Here is an 18,530-nt window from a genome sequence, read left to right on the forward strand (position 1 = left end):
GATTGTGCTTTTTTATTACTCTATTTTATATTTAGTTCTATATTGAAATGTTCACTACATCCTAAGTGACAAATAACTAAACTTTAAATTTCTCTGTTCTTATCCCAAGCTTCTAAGTAATCCTTAACCGCTTTTACAAACTGACCTCCTAACGCGCCATTTACAACACGGTGATCATAACTGTGTGATAAATACATCTTATAACGGATACCAATAAAATCACCATCTGGAGTCTCAATAACTGCAGGAACTTTACGAATTGCTCCTAAAGCCAAAATACCTACTTGTGGTTGATTAATAATTGGTGTCCCCATGATACTTCCAAAAGTACCAACATTAGTTACAGTATACGTCCCTCCTTGCACATCATCCGGAGATAATTTACCGTCTCTAGCACGTCCAGCTAAATCATTAACCGCTTTAGTCATGCCAACCAAATTAAGTTGATCTGCATTTTTAATAACAGGCACAATAAGGTTACCATCAGGTAAAGCAGCTGCCATACCAAGGTTTATATTTTTCTTTTTAATGATCGTATCTCCTTGTAAAGAGATATTCATCATTGGAAACTCACGTAATGCTCTCGCAATAGCTTCCATAAATATTGGTGTAAACGTTAAATTTTGACCTTCGCGCTTTGCAAAACCATCTTTAACCTTTTTACGCCAATTCCAGATATTAGTAACATCTGCTTCTATAAAACTTTGCACATGCGCACTAGTTTGAACAGATTGTACCATATGATGAGAAATCATTTTTCCCATTCTAGTTAATTCGATAATCTCATCTCCGCCAGACACAGCTACTGGTGTCGATGCCTTTGGAGCTGCTTTCGCTGCTGGAGCACTTGGTGCTGCAACTGCTTTTGCAGGTTGACTACTTCTATCTTTTAAATAGGTAATCATATCGTTTTTAGTAACACGACCATCTTTACCTGTTCCAGCAATAGCATCTAACTCTGATTGAGCAATACCTTCTGCTTTAGCCATATTTTTTACTAAAGGCGAATAAAAACGCTCATCACTAGAAGCAATAGCTGCTGTAGTTTCTTTTGCTACCTCAACCGTTTTAGAAACATCTTGAGCCGCAACTGCTACTTCAGGTTTTGCTTCAGCCTTAGGTGCTTCGGTAGTTGTACCAGCATCACCATCCGTTTCAATTATTGCTATGGTTTGACCAACTTGTACAACATCATCTACGTTAAATAGTTTTTCAACTAAAACGCCATCAACTTCACTTGGTACTTCACTATCGACTTTATCTGTTGCAATTTCTAAAACTGCTTCATCTGCTTCAATAGTATCTCCAACTTCTTTCAACCATGAGGTTAGTGTCGCTTCTGCAACGCTTTCTCCCATTTTAGGTAACTTAAGTTCAAATCTTGCCATATTAATAATTTAATAGTCTTTTTAATGTGTTGAATTGCAAAATTAATAAAAAATAAGAGCTTTTGCTACTTATTCATCATCATTTTACAAGCGCTTTAAAGTGAAGCACTTCGCCTCTACTTTTTGACGAATCACTTCCGACCATAAAATTAGAGTTTTTTGGAAGAATTCTAAAGCTAATATTTTTATTTTTTTCAGATTTTATTACCGTATCAATAATTGCTTTGAAACTTAAATAGTTAGCATCCAAAACAACCTGAGTATTTGCTTCAATTTTTGATACTTCTAAAACCTGATGTAATGTATTGGGTAATTTATTTTCTAAATCTGGATAGTTTTTATCGGAAACTAGCGTATAATTTAAAACAGGCTGATTTTCCGCGAAAGCGTTATTATTGAAACGCCTAACAACGTTTACACCTAACCAAACGATAGTGTCAAAAGCTAAATTACGTCTAAAATGTTTTTTATAAAAAATCTGCATCGCTCCATGAAATCGGGTAGCATATGCCTTATTTTTTAATGTACTTTCTCCTTTAAAATGAATCACTTTTATAGGACCGTAATACATGTTATCAAATCCGGATTTTACAATTTTATAGGATAAATCGATATCTTCTCCATACATAAAATAGTCTTCATCAAATCCACCTACTTTTAGGTAAATCTCCTTTTTAACCATCATAAAAGCGCCGACTAAAATAGGTACAATACCTGTGGAATTTAATTTTAAATCAGATACATAATACGATTTATCAAACCCAAACACCTTTTTAATAGCGACTCCTGGTGTTGGAATTTGTCGTTTACTTTCCGGTAAAAAAGCACCTTTACCATCTACTAATCGACAAGCAAAGAGCCCTAAATCATTTTTAATTTTAGAAAACTCGAATAGCTCTTGAAAACAATCTTCTGGCACCACAGTATCAGGATTTAATATACATAGATATTCCCCTTTTGCACGAGCCACTCCGATATTATTACCTTTTGAAAACCCAAAATTAGTCTTGTTTTCAATCAAAATCACATTCGGAAACCGCTCTTTTATCATAGCACAACTATCATCCTTAGAGTTGTTATCTACCACAATAATTTCCGCTTCTAGATTTGTAATTGCAGCTTCTACACTCTGCAAGCACAACTCTAAAAAATAGCGCACGTTGTAATTTAAAATAATAATAGAAAGCTTCATTAACGATTATAGTTTTAATGAAGATTCAAATGGAATTCTATTTAATATACTACGTCCTAAAGTAATTTCGTCGGCATACTCCAATTCATCTCCAACCGAAATTCCTCTGGCTATAGTCGATGTCTCAATACTAAACTCTTTAATTTGTTTATAGATATAAAAGTTAGTTGTATCGCCTTCCATAGTTGGGCTTAAAGCAAAAATCAGTTCTTTAATATGTCCTAATTTCACTTTTTCCACTAAACTCGTAATATTTAAGTCGTGTGGACCAATGCCATCCATTGGCGATATTTTACCTCCTAAAACATGATATAATCCTTTATGTGATGCTGTGTTTTCAATAGCCATAACATCTCTAATATCTTCGACTACGCAAATAACATCTGCTTTACGCAATGGATTTGAGCAAATATCACACAACTCGTTATCACTAATATTATTACAGGAAGCGCAGAGCTTTAAATCGTTAACCATAGTATTTAAGGCATGACTTAAACCATGGGTATGCTCCTTTGGTTGACGTAATAAATGTAATGCTAAACGTAATGCTGTACGCTTACCGATGCCTGGCAATTGCGAGATTTCGCTTACTGCGTTTTCAAGAAGTTTTGAAGAAAATTCCATAAGTTGCAAAATTAATGCTTTTGCCATTACTTTTAGCATTTATTTCAAGTCTAATTATGTTAATAAAATCTATATGTTTTGGCATAAAACGTAAACAACGCTCCAATCCGTTTGAAACTAAAGTCAGTTATAATTTTCTGTTTATTGTCAAATAACTTTTATCTAAATACTAATTTTGTATTTTGGCTTTGTTAAATAACGACTATGACTTCTATACAGATCCTATTATTAATTGCAGCCTATTTTGGTGTACTAATTTTAATCTCATATTTCACAGGAAAAGACGACTCTAATGACGCCTTTTTTAAAGGAAAAAAACAATCACCTTGGTATGTGGTGGCTTTTGGGATGATTGGCGCATCACTATCTGGTGTTACTTTTATATCTGTCCCTGGTTTGATAGAAGGACAACAGTTTGCGTATATGCAAGGTGTGTTTGGTTTTTTTGTTGGCTACTTAGTAGTACTTTTTGTGCTGCTTCCTTTATACTATAAATTAAACGTCACCTCTATCTATCAGTATTTAGAACAACGCTTTGGCACTGTTAGTTATAAAACTGGCGCTTTTTTCTTTTTATTATCTCGAGTAACAGGTGCGGCTTTTAGATTATTTTTAGTGGCTTTAGCCATGCAATATATTGTATTTGAAACATTAGGTGTTCCGTTTTGGCTAACTGTAGTTCTCTCAATACTTTTAATTTGGTTGTATACTAATCGTGGCGGTATTAAAACCATTGTTTGGACAGATACTTTACAAACTTTAGCCATGCTGACCGCTGTTGTTGTTGCTATAATTTTAATAGTTAACAGATTGAATTGGACTATTACAGAAGTCTTTAGCAAAGAGACTTTTATAGCCAAAAGTAAAGTCTTCTTTTTTGAGGATGTAAACAGTAAGATTTATTTCTGGAAATACTTTATCGGAGGTCTATTTATAACTATTGCGATGACTGGCTTAGACCAAGATATGATGCAAAAAAACTTAACATGTAAAAACCCTTCCGACGCTAAGAAAAATATGTTTAGCATGTCTGTTTTATTAGTTTTTGTAAACGTGATATTTCTATCCTTGGGGGCTTTATTATTTATATATTCTGAACAATTTGGAGTCTCTATCCCTGTAGTAGATGATAAAGTGAGAACCGATTTATTATTCCCAGAAATAGCAATGAATCAAGGGTTAGGGCTTGGACTGCAAATCACCTTTTTAATAGGATTAATTGCTGCAGCTTATAGTAGTGCGGATAGTGCGTTAACGTCTTTAACAACGTCTTTTTCTATTGATTTTTTAAATATTGAAAAATTACCAATAGCACAACAAAAACCACTACGTAAAAAAGTACATATTGGCGTATCGGTATTATTAATCGTAGTTGTCGTTATTTTTAATGAATTAGAAGGGAGCGTTGTCAGTAACCTATTTAAATTCGCCACCTTTACTTATGGTCCTTTATTAGGTTTGTTTGCGTTTGGAATACTGACCAAGCGTTCTATTAAAGACAACTTTGCTTGGGTCATCGGTTTAGCGTCTATTATAATCACTTATTTTATTACAGAATTACCTGTAAACTTTCCTGATAGCTTTATCGGAAAATACGTATTCCATTGGGAAATTCTTCCTTTAAATGGATTAATAACCTTTATAGGACTGCTTTTAATTTCCGCGAAAGCGAAACCTAATACTGATCTGTAGATAACAACACTAAAGTACAAGCGACTTCAAAGTCAATCTTATTTTCTTTTAAAAGAGCATACAATTCAGGGTTTTCTGTCCCTGGATTAAAAATCACGCGTTTAGGATGTAAACCGATTATATAATTGTAATATTCTTTTTGTCGTGTTGGATTTAAATATAGTGTAACCGTATCTATATCTTGATATTGCTGTAATTCTTTAGCAATAGTAACACCAACGACTTCTCCTGCTTTCATCCCGAAAGCAACCGTATCATGGCCATAATTCACCAATTTACGTAGTGCAATATTACTATATCTATCTAATTTTAGTGATGCCCCAAGGACTAACGTTTTCTTGCTCATAAATGTTAAAATTTAAAAATAATATAAATATACAGTAACAGTTTCTAAAATAAGACGTCTTTATAATAGAAGTAAAATACATCAATCAAATAATCAATCAATCAATCAATCAATCAATCAATGAAAAAACTAATCACCATGGCCTTACTATTACTAACCTTTAGTATTCAGGCCCAAGACAAAACAAATGCTTTACCCAAAATCGGAACCATTACCGGTAATGTATTAGACGTATCACTTAACCAACCCTTACCTTATGTTAACGTTATTGTAAAAGACACCAATAATAAATTAATAACTGGTGGTATTACAAATAATGACGGACAATTTAGAGTCACACAAATACCGGAAGGGACTAATTTAATTACTATTGAGTACTTAGGTTTTTTGCCACAGACTAAAACCATTGTTATTACTAAAGATAATAAAACAATAGATTTAGGAACTATTAATTTAGAAGAAGCAGCAACTAGTTTGGACGAGGTCACTATAGTTGCAGAAACCTCAACAATACAGCAAAAAGTAGACAGAAAAGTAATTACTATTGGTAAAGACCTACAAACCGCTGGTGCAACTGCTAGCGAGATTATGAACAACTTACCATCTGTAAGTGTTGATCAACAAACAGGCTCTATTAGTTTACGTGGTAACCAAAATGTAAGAGTTATGGTGGATGGTAAATTATCAAACATTCCTGCCGAACAATTACTAAAGCAAATCCCATCATCTTCTATTAAAAGCATCGAATTAATTACTAATCCGTCTGCTAAATATAACCCAGAAGGGATGAGTGGTATTATTAATATTGTACTACATAAAAACACAAAAATAGGATTTAACGGAAATATAAACATCGGGTTATCGCACGACGTAGAAGCCAAATTTAATAGCTCCATTGATGCCAATTACCGTAATGGTAAATTCAACTTATATGGGTCTTACAATAATAGTGTCACCAAAAACTTCAATTTTGGAGAGATTAATAGAGTGGAACAAGATATTCAGCAAAAATTTGAAATACTAAATAACAACAAATCACATTTATTCAAAGTTGGTTTAGATTATTATTTGGATGATAGAAACACTATTTCTGTATTTACAAATCAAAATATATTTGATGGCTGGGTTAATGTTAATTCTGAAATCAATTATCTAGCAAATGCAGCTTTTAACGAATCCCAATTTACTAGAAATGATAACGGAAACGATTCTGAACAATACAACTTTAACTACAAACACGACTTTAATGACGATGGCCATAGTTTAGAATTAGAGGTTGATCACAATACTTATGATGGTTTATCAGATTCTAGAAACAACTTTTTTAGCTCTCAGCGTCCAAACTTTTTAGAGAACACAGATACAGACCGAAAAAGCTCTACAATAAACTTAGATTATAGTAATCCTATATCCGAAACGACTAAATTAGAATTTGGTTTACAAGCCCGCTTGTTTAATACCACTATTTTTTATCAATCTGACGCCAGAGAGACTAATCAATCGGGAGTTTACATCCCTACCACAACTACTTTTGATTATACAAGAGATATTTATTCGGCCTACGCTACTTATGGTAAAACATTAGATAAATGGAGCTACCAAGTTGGATTGCGTGCAGAGACTGTTGCTGTAGATTCTGAAGCGTTTAAAAAAGACTTAGCATCAAACGAAGAGACGACAATCCCATTTGATAATGATTATTTTAGACTCTATCCTTCAGCATTTTTAACCTACACTGCCTCAGATAAAAATTCGTTCCAATTAAACTATAGTCGACGTGTGGATCGTCCAGGTATTGGACAAGTTAATCCTTTACCAGAATGGAGTACGCCTTTAATCTCTCAATTTGGAAATCAAGAATTGCGTCCGCAGTTTACAAACTCGATTGAAACCAACTACACAAGACAACTTGAAAACGGTAGTATTACTGCTGGTGTGTTTTACAGAATTATTGAAGACGAAATACAACAAGCTATCCTAATTGATAGATCAGATGTTAACAGACTGTTTTTTACAAATTTAAATTTTGATAACTCGTCTGCCTACGGAATAGAATTATCATCAAACTATAGACCAACTAAATGGTGGAGTATTAATAGTAGTTTTGATTTGTTTTCTCAAACACAAAAAAGTGTTGCCGAATCTTTTGACACCAACCAAAACATTGTTTTAAACACGGTTAAAGTGGATAATATTGTTTGGAATATTAGAGCCTTTAACAATTTTAAAGTCACTAAAGCCTTAAGCTTATCTGCTTTTGGAATGTACAGCGGAAAAAACAAAAACATCCAATTTGAAATGGAAGACATGTTAATGGTTAACTTAGGGATGCGTTATAGCTTCTTAGAAGGTAAAGCCAGTTTAAGTTTAAGTTATAATGATATTTTTAATACCATGTATGCGCAATTTGAAGGTCAAACCCCTTATTTACAACAAGGTCAGTTTAACTGGGAGAGTCAACAAATTTCCGCCCGATTATCCTACCGTTTTGGTGGTGGTAAATACAGAGCTAAATCCAGAAAACAAAGAGACGACGATACTAAATCGGGTGGTGGATTTATGTAATAGTATAAACAATACCATCTAGAGGTTATTTAGTAGCTAACAAACAGTTAATGGTTAGTGTTTAAGTTAGTTGCTAGATAAAAACCCCAAAGCCTGATCAGCTTTGGGGTTTTGTTTTTTAACACCATTTTTTGTTTAAGACCTTCACAATGTTAAATACACGTTAAATACTAATAATCAATGTAATAAAAACCACTTTTGTGCGTCTTAATAGTAACAAGACCGTAAATCAGTTTTATTATTTTTATTTGAATTAGTCTTCACAACAAAAAACAAGAGAGAGATTTATATAGTTAAGTTTAAGTAGTTAGTTAAAAGGCCAGAAACATAAAATATGTTTCTGGCCTTTTTTTAGGTTTACATCTTTATGAAGACTTATCTATAGTAATAATAGTTATTTTATTTTTTAAGAGTCTTGCTTGCGCCAGAATCACCATCCCTTTATATAATAACACGCCCCAGTAAATCCAATCGCAAACGCAGCTCACACAACAATATGGCCTTTATTTATTTTACCTTCTTCCCAGACTTCGCATAATGCTATTCATACAAAAGCAGCGCTTATATTATCCTATTTTATAATATTATTGAATCCATACATCCATACGAGGATTTATGTAATAGTATAAACAATATCATCTAGAGGTTATTTAGTAGCCAACAAGCAGTTAGTATTTAACTTAGTTGTTAGATAAAAAAAAACCAAAGCTTGATCAGCTTAGGAATTTTATTTTTTAACACCATTTTTTGTTTAAGACCTCAACTCTGTTAAATACGCGTTAAATACTAATAGTCAGTGTAATAAAAAACACTTTTAGGCGTCTTAATAGTAACAAGACAGTAAATCGGTTTTATTATTTTTATTTGAATTAGTCTTCACAACAAAAAACAAGAAAGAGATTTATATAGTTAAGTTTAAGTAAGTAGTTAGTTAGTTAATTGAAAAAGCCAGAAACATAAAATACGTTTCTGGCTTTTTTTCTTGATAGTATCAAAGACACTAACAACTATTTAATAAGAGTTGCTCAATACACAGGTATAAATTACCATTTAATAATAACACTACCCCAAGTAAATCCACTACCAAACGCCGCTAACACAACATTATCGCCTTCTTTTATTTTACCTTCTTCCCAGGCTTCACATAAAGCTATTGGTATAGAGGCAGCGGTTGTATTACCATATTTCATAATATTATTAAATACTTGGTCATCACTTAAACCAAAACGCTTTTGAATAAATTGTGCAATACGTAAATTAGCTTGATGCGGAATCAACATATCAATGTTTTCCTTTTCTAAATTATTTTTTGCTAAACCTTCCATAATCACTTCACTAAAACGAACAACTGCATTTTTAAATACAAACTGCCCATTCATGTGCGGGAAATAACTTTCGTCATTAGGATCATTATCTGCAAGAATATCACTTACCCAACGTTTACCCATTCCTGGTGCTACTAACACTAACTCTTCAGCATGTTCTCCTTGACTATGTAAATGCGTTGATAAAATCCCTTTACTATTATCTTCTTCTCGTGTTAATACTGCTGCTCCTGCTCCGTCTCCAAAAATAACAGTCACTCCACGACCTCTCGTTGTTTTATCTAAACCTCCAGAATGCAGCTCACTACCAATAACCAATATGTTTTTATACATACCTGTTTTTATAAAATTATCGGCAACAGATAACGCATATACAAAACCAGAACATTGGTTACGCACATCCAAAGCACCTACTGTTTTAATATCTAAAGCATGTTGCACTTGCACACCTGGACCAGGAAAATACATATCAGGACTTAAGGTTGCAAAAATAATAAAATCTATATCATCTTTATCTATTCCAGAACGTTCTATCGCTTGTTTAGCTGCTTTAACTCCCATTGTAGCAGTTGTATCACCAGAGTCTTTCTCTACCCAACGTCTTTCTTTTATCCCAGTACGTTCTGTAATCCACTCATCGTTAGTATCCATCATTTTAGATAAATCCTCATTTGTGACCACGTTGTCAGGTAGATATTTACCTAAACCAATAATTTTCGAATTGTACATTAAATTATATTTTTATTAGATCTATCGATTCTTTTCAATTAAAAAAAATAGTACGGCAATTTAATGCTTTCAATAATAAAGATTTCACAATTATATTTTATTCGTTATGCGTGCATAATACTTTAAAACAATTCTCAAGTGCCATCTTGTCATATTTAAGCAATTGGCATTTTTGTTGACTATTAACTATTCAGAAATTAATAAGAGATTTTCGCTTAAGCGGAATTTAAAAAATAAATAACATCATGGCAAAAGGAAGTATTAATGTTTCAGTAGAAAACATTTTCCCATTAATTAAAAAATTCTTGTACAGTGATCACGAAATATTTTTACGTGAACTTATAAGTAATGGTACAGATGCAACATTAAAATTAAAGCATTTAACGACTATTGGCGAATCTAAAGCCGAATACGGAAACCCAGTAATCGAGGTTAAAATTGATAAAGAAGGTAAAAAACTTCATATAATCGATCAAGGTTTAGGGATGACGGCGGACGAGGTTGAAAAGTATATCAATCAAGTGGCTTTTTCTGGAGCTGAAGAGTTTTTAGACAAGTACAAAGACAGCGCTAAAGATTCTGGAATTATCGGACACTTTGGTTTAGGGTTTTACTCTGCTTTTATGGTTGCAGAAAAAGTAGAAATTATTACTAAATCTCATAAAGAAGGAACAACTGGTGCACACTGGACTTGTGATGGTTCTCCAGAATTCACTTTAGAAGACGCTGATAAAACGGACAGAGGAACGGAGATTATCTTACACATCGCAGAAGATTCTCTTGAGTTTTTAGAAGAAGCACGTATTAGCAGCTTATTGTATAAGTATAACAAGTTTATGCCTATTCCGATCAAATTTGGAACTAAAGAAATAAACGATCCTGAGCATACTCCAGCAACGACAAAAGATGCTGAAGGTAAAGAAACTACTGAACCTCAGAAAAAAATTACTGTAGATAATATTATTAATAATCCTACTCCAGCTTGGACTAAACAACCAGCAGATTTAACGGATGAGGATTACACTAGCTTTTACAGAGAGTTATACCCTGCACAACACGAAGATCCATTATTCCACATTCACTTAAATGTAGACTATCCATTTAATCTTACAGGTATTTTATACTTCCCTAAGATGTCTCAGGATATGGCAATGCAAAAGGACAAAATTCAATTGTACCAAAACCAAGTATACGTTACAGATAATGTAGAAGGGATTGTACCAGAATTTTTAACGATGTTACGTGGTGTGATTGACAGTCCAGATATCCCATTAAACGTATCTCGTAGTTATTTACAAGCAGATGGTGCTGTTAAAAAAATATCATCTTACATCTCTCGTAAAGTTGCAGACAAATTAAAATCGTTATTTAACAATAACCGTGAAGAGTTTGAAGCAAAATGGAATGACATTAAAATTGTTATCGAATATGGTATGTTATCTGAAGACAAATTCTTCGATAAAGCAGATGCCTTTGCATTATACCCAACAGTAGATAATAAATACTACACTTACGAAGAGTTATTAAACGCGATCAAAGCAAAACAAACCGATAAGGATGGTAAGTTAGTAATCCTATATACAAGTAACCAAGAAGCGCAACACAGTTATGTGGAAGCTGCAAAAGATAAAGGTTATGAAGTATTATTATTAGATAGTCCTATTATTTCGCACTTGATGCAAAAATTAGAATCGACTAAAGAAAACATCACTTTTTCTCGTGTAGATGCAGATTCTATTGACAAGTTAATTGCTAAGGACGAAACTACAATTTCTAAATTAGACGAAGCGCAAACAAAAACGTTAGACGAGTTATTGAAAGCAGTGGTGCCTTCTGATAAATTCATGGTCCAATTAGAAGCTATGGACAGTAACGCGACACCATTTATGATTACACAACCAGAATTTATGCGTCGTATGAAAGAGATGCAAGCGTCTGGTGGTGGCGGTGGTATGCAAATGTTTGGTAACATGCCAGAAATGTATAACCTTGTGGTTAATACAAACTCTGAGCTTGTTAACGAGATTTTAAATACTGAAGCTAAAGACAAACAAGCCGATTTAATTACGCAAAGTTTAGATTTAGCCCGTTTATCTCAAGGTCTTTTAAAAGGAAAAGAATTATCAGATTTTGTTAAACGTAGTTATGCTTTACTAAAGTAATCTATATTTAAAGTCGTTTTAATATTATAAGCAACGCGAAGCATATTAAAACAAACCGCTTTAAATAGTACTATACCGCTTTCGCGGAAATTAAAAAACCACCTTTCGAGGTGGTTTTTTTGTTTAATACAAGTCAATAGATTAAAAAAAAAACATAGCGTACTAATTATTAAAAGCTTTTATTATTTTTGTTAAATTCACATAATAAACCTACTTTTAGTAAATGCCTGATACGCCTCCTCAAAACATAGAAAAAGCTAATGTGTTACTTACAAAAGCTTATGCGCAGCGTTCATTAGATTTACAAGAGAGTATCTTACTTGCCAAAGCCGCCTTACAAATTAGTAGAGACCTTGACAACAAATACGTAATAGCGCGTAGCTTAAATCAACTAGGTTTGTATTCCATGATAAATAGTGACTATAACGACGCTATTAAATACACCAAAGAAGCACTATTTATTTATAAAACCATAGGCGACCAAAATGGTGTGGCAGACTCCAAATACACCATGGGTAGCATACATTACAAAACTGATAATTACCACCAAGGCTTAATTTGCCTGATTGAAGCGATGCGTATTTACAAAAAGCGTAACGATTATCGGAATCAGTCCAAAGTTGGTAAAGCAATTGGTACTGCTTACGAGTATATTGGTGATCAATCCAATGCGTTTACATCTTACAAAGACGCTATAAAAAATGCTAAAAAAGTAGGTTGTATAAATCTAGAATCCAATGTCTACAATAACCTATCTGGGTTATTACTAAAAAAGAATAAAACTAGATATGCCTTACGCATGATAGAGCACTCTATTGCTTTAAAAAAGCAATCCGGAGATACTAGAGGATATGGTTTTGCACTGTACGGACGTGGTAAAATACATTTTGCTTTAGGTGATTATAAAAACGCCGAAATAGATTTTTTAAAAGCCATTGCGACTTATAACAAAGTAATCGAAATAGTGGGAGCCTGTATGGCCTATAATAAATTAGGCAAACTACACTATAAAGTAGGCGACCTCAAAAAAGCAGAACTAACAATAATTAAAGGCTTAAACCTCTCTATTACTTACAATATTTCGATAACAAAAATAAAAGGATACCATCAATTATATCTTATTTACAAAAAAGGAAATAAAATCACTAAAGCCTTTAAATATCTAGAGTTATACCTAGGAGAAAAGGAAGTCATGATGAATACCCAAACACAACAAGTTATGGAAAACTATAACTTGATTAATAAAACTAACGAATTAGAAAACGAGGCCTTGCTTCAAAAGGAGAAACAAAAAAGCATTGATAAAAAAAATAATGACGACTTAAAAGCGGTTAAATTACAGCAAGAGTTTCTATCGGTTATGAGCCATGAGATACGGACTCCATTAAATGCCATGACCACTATTGTCTCCATTTTGGAAGACCAAGTCTTCGGAGAAAACAAAAGACTATTAAACAGTCTTGAATTTGCCTCTAACAACCTAATAAGTATTGTCAATGACGTTTTAGACTTCTCTAAACTAGACTCAAAAAAAACAGCATTGGAGCTTGATAATACACATTTTGACACTTTTTGCAATAACATAACAAATCTACATAGCACTTTAGCACACTCTAAAGGGTTAAAATTGACCTTAAATAATAATATTCCAACAACTCAAAATTACCTTATAGATCAGACTAAGTTAACCCAGATCATTAGTAATCTTATTGGAAACGCCATTAAATTTACTCAAAAAGGACACATCTCCTTTAATATAACATTAGAACAAGAAACTCCAAAGCACGATACCATTTTAATTAGTATTGCAGACACTGGAGATGGTATCTCTAAAAAAGATTTAGCCGAAATATTTAATAGTTTCGCTCAAATAAAACCAGTCATGACCAGAAAACAAGGTGGTACTGGTTTAGGATTAGCAATTGTTAAAAAATTAGTCCAATTACATAATAGCGAAATTCAAGTAAAAAGCAAAGTACACGAAGGTTCTGAGTTTTATTTCCAGATACAACTAGAAAAAGCAGCTCCGATTATTAGTAAAATCAAACCTGAATTACACTTGTTAAAAGATAAGGTTATACTATTAGTCGAAGACACCTTGATGAATGCTATTCTTATTACAAAAGTATTATCTAAATGGGGTGTCAAAACAGAACATGCCATTAATGGTAAAGTTGCGGTAGAGTACTCAAAAAAAACAAAGTATGATTTTATTTTAATGGACTTACATATGCCAGAAATGAATGGTATTGACGCTACCCAATTAATTGCAAAAAAAGACAATTTAAATAGCACCACGCCAATATTTGCGATCACAGCAGATGTTATGACCACTAAAAACAACAAAACGCATTCTGATTTATTTGCTGACGTCCTTTGGAAACCTATCGAATTTGAGAAGTTATACCTAGCTTTATCCAATGTCCACCAGACACGGTTGCAGTAAGTCTACTCTTAGTACTTTGGCTATAATAGCTTTCAACTAGCAACTTTAGTAAGACCGACGAATAAGCATATAACAATCTTATTTTATTAGAAGGACAACACCAATCAGAAGATAAACTCACATTCTGAATAAAAAAATGTATCTGAGCCGCAATAGTTGCCGTTTATAACCTTTGATCAAAAAAATACTATGCATGCATTGTATTTTACACAAATAAAAATTACCTTATACCCTGTAGCCTAAAAAATAGGACTTTACTTAATTTTTAAGAGCATCATATAGGCATTAAAAAGAGAGACATTACCTTTTTAACTTTACTACATTTTTCAATTTAGACTCAGTAACACTATCCTTTTAAATAGTTTTCACAAAAGTCTGACAAAATCGTAAAATAGCTTTGACATAAAACAACACACACTAAAACACACACTAAAAAATGAAAATCAAAAAAATCCTTGTTGCTAATAGAGGTGAAATAGCTATTAGAGTACTACGTGCTTGTACGGAATTAAACATTGCTACAGTCGCCATTTACACTTACGAAGACCGTTACTCCCAACACCGAAATAAAGCTGATGAGTCCTATCAAATTGGAGACGACAATCAACCCTTAAAACCATATTTAGATATGGATGGCATTATAGATTTAGCAAAATCTAAAAATGTAGATGCCATACATCCTGGTTACGGTTTTTTATCTGAAAACTCCGAGTTTGCAAGACGTTGTGCTCAAAACAATATCGTTTTTATTGGACCAGATCCAGAAGTTATGGATGCTTTGGGTGATAAGATTACGGCAAAAAAAATAGCAGCACAATGTCAAGTCCCTATTATAGAAAGTAATACAAAAGAACTCACCTCTTTAAAAATCGCCATTTCGCAAGCCGAGAGTATTGGGTATCCTTTAATGCTCAAAGCGGCTTCTGGCGGTGGTGGACGCGGCATGCGTATTATTAGATCTGCTGAGGATTTAGAAACTAACTTTGACTCGGCTCGTAACGAATCTTTAAACGCCTTTGGTGATGACACCATGTTTTTAGAAAAATATGTCGAAAACCCAAAACATATTGAAGTACAGATTGTAGCCGATAGACATGGTAATATTCGTCATTTATTTGAAAGAGATTGCTCTGTACAACGTCGTCATCAAAAAGTAGTAGAAATTGCCCCTTCTTTTAATGTCTCCACTACCGTAAAAGAAAACCTATACAAATACGCAGTTGCTATAGCGACCAAGGTAAGCTATAATAATATTGGTACAGTCGAGTTTTTGGTAGATCCAGAAGACAATATTTACTTTATTGAAGTCAACCCAAGAATACAAGTAGAACATACGGTTACCGAAATGGTAACAGGGATAGACCTTGTAAAAACCCAAATATTTATTGCTGGAGGTTATAAATTATCTGACGAGCAAATTAAAATTTACGGACAAGACACATTAGCAACCTACGGATTTGCATTACAATGTCGATTAACCACAGAAGACCCAGAAAATAACTTTACTCCAGACTATGGTAATGTAACAACCTATAGAAGTGCGTCAGGAATGGGTATTCGTTTAGATGCTGGAAGTATCTACCAAGGGTATCAAGTCAGTCCATTTTTTGACTCTATGTTAGTCAAAGTCTCCTCTCATGGAAGAACTTTAGATGGTGCCACCCGCAAAATGGTCCGTGCTTTAAAAGAATTTAGAATTAGAGGCGTTAAAACCAACATTCATTTTTTACAAAATGTTATTCAGCATCCCACCTTTAAAGACGGAAAAGTAACGGTAAACTTTATTCAAAACACCCCTGCCCTTTTCGACATAAAACTACCACAAGACAGAACCTCTAAAGTCGTTCAGTTTTTAGCAGAAGTTATAGTTAACGGTAATCCTGATGTCAAAAACATCGAAGAAAACAAAGTCTTTAGAAACCCTAAAGTCCCTAAATTTAATTTATCAGATCCCTATCCAAAAGGAACTAAAGATATGTTGACCGAGCTAGGTCCAGAACAATTCTGCGCTTGGCTAAAAGACGAGAAAAAAATTCATTTTACAGACACCACCATGCGTGATGCGCATCAATCGTTATTAGCGACTAGAATGCGAACCTTTGATATGCTTAAAGTTGCAGAAAGTTTTGCAAAAAACCATCCAAACACGTTTAGTATGGAAGTTTGGGGCGGTGCCACCTTTGATGTTTGCTTACGTTTCTTGCACGAAAGTCCTTGGACCCGTTTAAGAGAATTACGTAAAGCCGTACCAAACATATTATTCCAAATGCTTTTACGTGGCTCTAACGGCGTGGGATACAAAGCATATCCAGATAATTTGATCGAGAAATTTGTTGAAAAATCTTGGGAGAATGGTGTTGATATTTTCAGAATATTCGATTCTTTAAACTGGGTTAAAGCAATGGAACCAAGTATTAGTTATGTCCGTAATAAAACAGGCGGAATTGCAGAAGCGGCGTTAAGTTATACAGGGGATATTTTAGATGTCAATGAAACTAAATACAATCTAAAATACTACACGCAACTAGCCAAAGATTTAGAAAATGCTGGGGCGCATATGATTGCCATAAAAGATATGGCCGGTTTATTAAAACCATATGCAGCCACAGAGCTGGTCGCTGCTTTAAAAGACACCGTAAACGTCCCAATACATTTACATACACACGATACCTCATCATTGCAAACCGCCACCTATTTAAAAGCTATCGAAGCAGGCGTTGATGTGGTTGATGTCGCCTTAAGCGGTTTATCTGGATTAACCTCGCAACCAAACTTTAATGCCACGGTAGAGATGATGAAAGGCCAACCAAGAGCACATGCGTTTGATATGCCTAAATTAAATCAGTTTTCTAACTTTTGGGAAGACACGCGTGAGTTATATTACCCGTTTGAATCAGGATTAAAAGCAGGAACTGCTGAGGTTTTTGAACACGAAATCCCTGGTGGACAATACAGTAACTTACGTCCGCAAGCTACTGCTCTAGGATTAGCAGATCGTTTTGATGAGGTTAAAAAAATGTATGCCGAAGTTAATAAGCTATTTGGCAATTTAATTAAAGTCACACCAAGCTCTAAAGTGGTCGGAGATATGGCTATTTTTATGGTAACCAACAATCTAACCACAGCGGATGTTATGGAACGTGGCGAAGAGATTTCGTTCCCAGATTCTGTAATAAGTTTCTTTGTTGGAGATTTAGGGCAGCCCACAGGTGGATTTCCTAAAAAACTTCAAAAAATAATTCTAAAAAATCGTAAACCGTATACCAACAGGCCAAATGCACATTTAAAGCCCATCGATTTTGATTTAGAATACAAAGCTTTCAAAAAGAAATTTCAAAAAGGCTTCACACGTCCTATCGAAATGGAAGACTTTTTATCCTATACCTTATATCCAAAAGTATTTGAACAAGCACATGAAAACTATAAAAGCTATGGTAATTTAGCTTTAGTACCTACTAAAAACTTTTTTTACGGGATGAAACTTCGTGAAGAAACATTAATCGAGTTAGAACCAGGAAAAACAGTAATCATTAAATTACTATCCATAGGTATTCCTAATGAAGAAGGGATGCGAACCGTCTTTTTTAAGGTTAACGGAGAAAATAGGTTTGTCGAGATATTAGATACTTCATTAAATATAAAAGTCGAAACCAATACCAAAATAGATCCAGCAGATGACAACCAAATTGGTGCTCCATTACAAGGATCCTTATACAAGGTTTTAGTTAAAAAAGGACAAGAAGTACAAGAAAACGATCCCCTATTTATAATTGAAGCTATGAAAATGGAGACGACTGTTGTTGCTTTTAAATCTGGAAAAATAAAAACGGTCACTTTAAAAGAAGGTCAAATGGTAAAACAAAATGATTTGGTTGTGACTATTGAATAAAAACACCTGCTTTTATTTTAATCTAAAACCATCTATTTATAGATGGTTTTTTAGTTTCGCAACTTAAATAACCGCATACAAGACTGTTCTTGAGAAGAATAAATAACTATTAAAAAGGGTAGCACTTTCACAAATAAAAACACATCTTTGAAAACATAATAAACCAACCTTA

Annotated in this window: 10 protein-coding genes; 5 read left to right on the plus strand and 5 right to left on the minus strand. The window is 33.6% G+C overall.

Annotation, left to right across the window (positions count from 1 at the left end):
• Nucleotides 1–83 precede the first annotated feature (83 nt).
• The 3 genes from E9099_RS01775 to recR form a co-directional block, all read right to left on the minus strand.
• The gene (locus tag E9099_RS01775) at nt 84–1,388 is read right to left on the minus strand and encodes a dihydrolipoamide acetyltransferase family protein (RefSeq protein ID WP_136582030.1); all 1,305 of its coding nucleotides are present in this window, start codon (nt 1,386–1,388) and stop codon (nt 84–86) included.
• A 79-nt stretch (nt 1,389–1,467) separates the two neighbouring features.
• Nucleotides 1,468–2,580 carry a glycosyltransferase family 2 protein gene (locus tag E9099_RS01780; protein ID WP_136582031.1) on the minus strand — a complete coding sequence of 371 codons (1,113 nt, stop codon included), beginning with the start codon at nt 2,578–2,580 and terminating at the stop codon, nt 1,468–1,470.
• Between the two features lie 6 nt (nt 2,581–2,586).
• Nucleotides 2,587–3,204 (minus strand): recombination mediator RecR, encoded by a 618-nt coding sequence (gene recR, locus E9099_RS01785; protein WP_136585108.1) that lies wholly within the window; start codon nt 3,202–3,204, stop codon nt 2,587–2,589.
• Between the two features lie 204 nt (nt 3,205–3,408).
• Between recR and E9099_RS01790 the strand changes: the two genes are divergently transcribed.
• The gene (locus tag E9099_RS01790) at nt 3,409–4,896 is read left to right on the plus strand and encodes a sodium:solute symporter (protein ID WP_136582032.1); all 1,488 of its coding nucleotides are present in this window, start codon (nt 3,409–3,411) and stop codon (nt 4,894–4,896) included.
• Here the strand turns inward: E9099_RS01790 and E9099_RS01795 are convergent.
• The gene (locus E9099_RS01795) at nt 4,880–5,242 is read right to left on the minus strand and encodes a CoA-binding protein (protein ID WP_136582033.1); all 363 of its coding nucleotides are present in this window, start codon (nt 5,240–5,242) and stop codon (nt 4,880–4,882) included. The genes E9099_RS01790 and E9099_RS01795 overlap by 17 nt on opposite strands.
• A gap of 120 nt (nt 5,243–5,362) precedes the next feature.
• On the opposite strand from E9099_RS01795, the gene E9099_RS01800 reads away from it, so the two are divergent.
• Entirely contained in the window at nt 5,363–7,807 is a 2,445-nt protein-coding gene (locus E9099_RS01800) for an outer membrane beta-barrel family protein (RefSeq protein ID WP_136582034.1), read from the plus strand.
• Between the two features lie 1,043 nt (nt 7,808–8,850).
• Here the strand turns inward: E9099_RS01800 and E9099_RS01805 are convergent.
• Nucleotides 8,851–9,861: a 3-oxoacyl-ACP synthase III family protein gene (locus E9099_RS01805; protein WP_136582035.1), complete on the minus strand. Its 1,011-nt coding sequence runs from the start codon at nt 9,859–9,861 to the stop codon at nt 8,851–8,853.
• Between the two features lie 245 nt (nt 9,862–10,106).
• Between E9099_RS01805 and htpG the strand changes: the two genes are divergently transcribed.
• The 3 genes from htpG to E9099_RS01820 all read left to right on the plus strand — a co-directional run bounded on the left by htpG (nt 10,107) and on the right by E9099_RS01820 (nt 18,358).
• Complete coding sequence (gene htpG / locus E9099_RS01810) at nt 10,107–12,023, plus strand: molecular chaperone HtpG (RefSeq protein ID WP_136582036.1); 1,917 nt, start codon at nt 10,107–10,109, stop codon at nt 12,021–12,023.
• 223 nt (nt 12,024–12,246) lie between these two features.
• Entirely contained in the window at nt 12,247–14,469 is a 2,223-nt protein-coding gene (locus tag E9099_RS01815; protein ID WP_136582037.1) for an ATP-binding protein, read from the plus strand.
• Nucleotides 14,470–14,905: 436 nt separating this feature from the next.
• Entirely contained in the window at nt 14,906–18,358 is a 3,453-nt protein-coding gene (locus tag E9099_RS01820) for a pyruvate carboxylase (protein WP_136582038.1), read from the plus strand.
• Nucleotides 18,359–18,530 lie beyond the last annotated feature (172 nt).

Source organism: Psychroserpens sp. NJDZ02, assembly GCF_004843725.1.
In the GTDB taxonomy this organism is placed as follows: domain Bacteria; phylum Bacteroidota; class Bacteroidia; order Flavobacteriales; family Flavobacteriaceae; genus Olleya.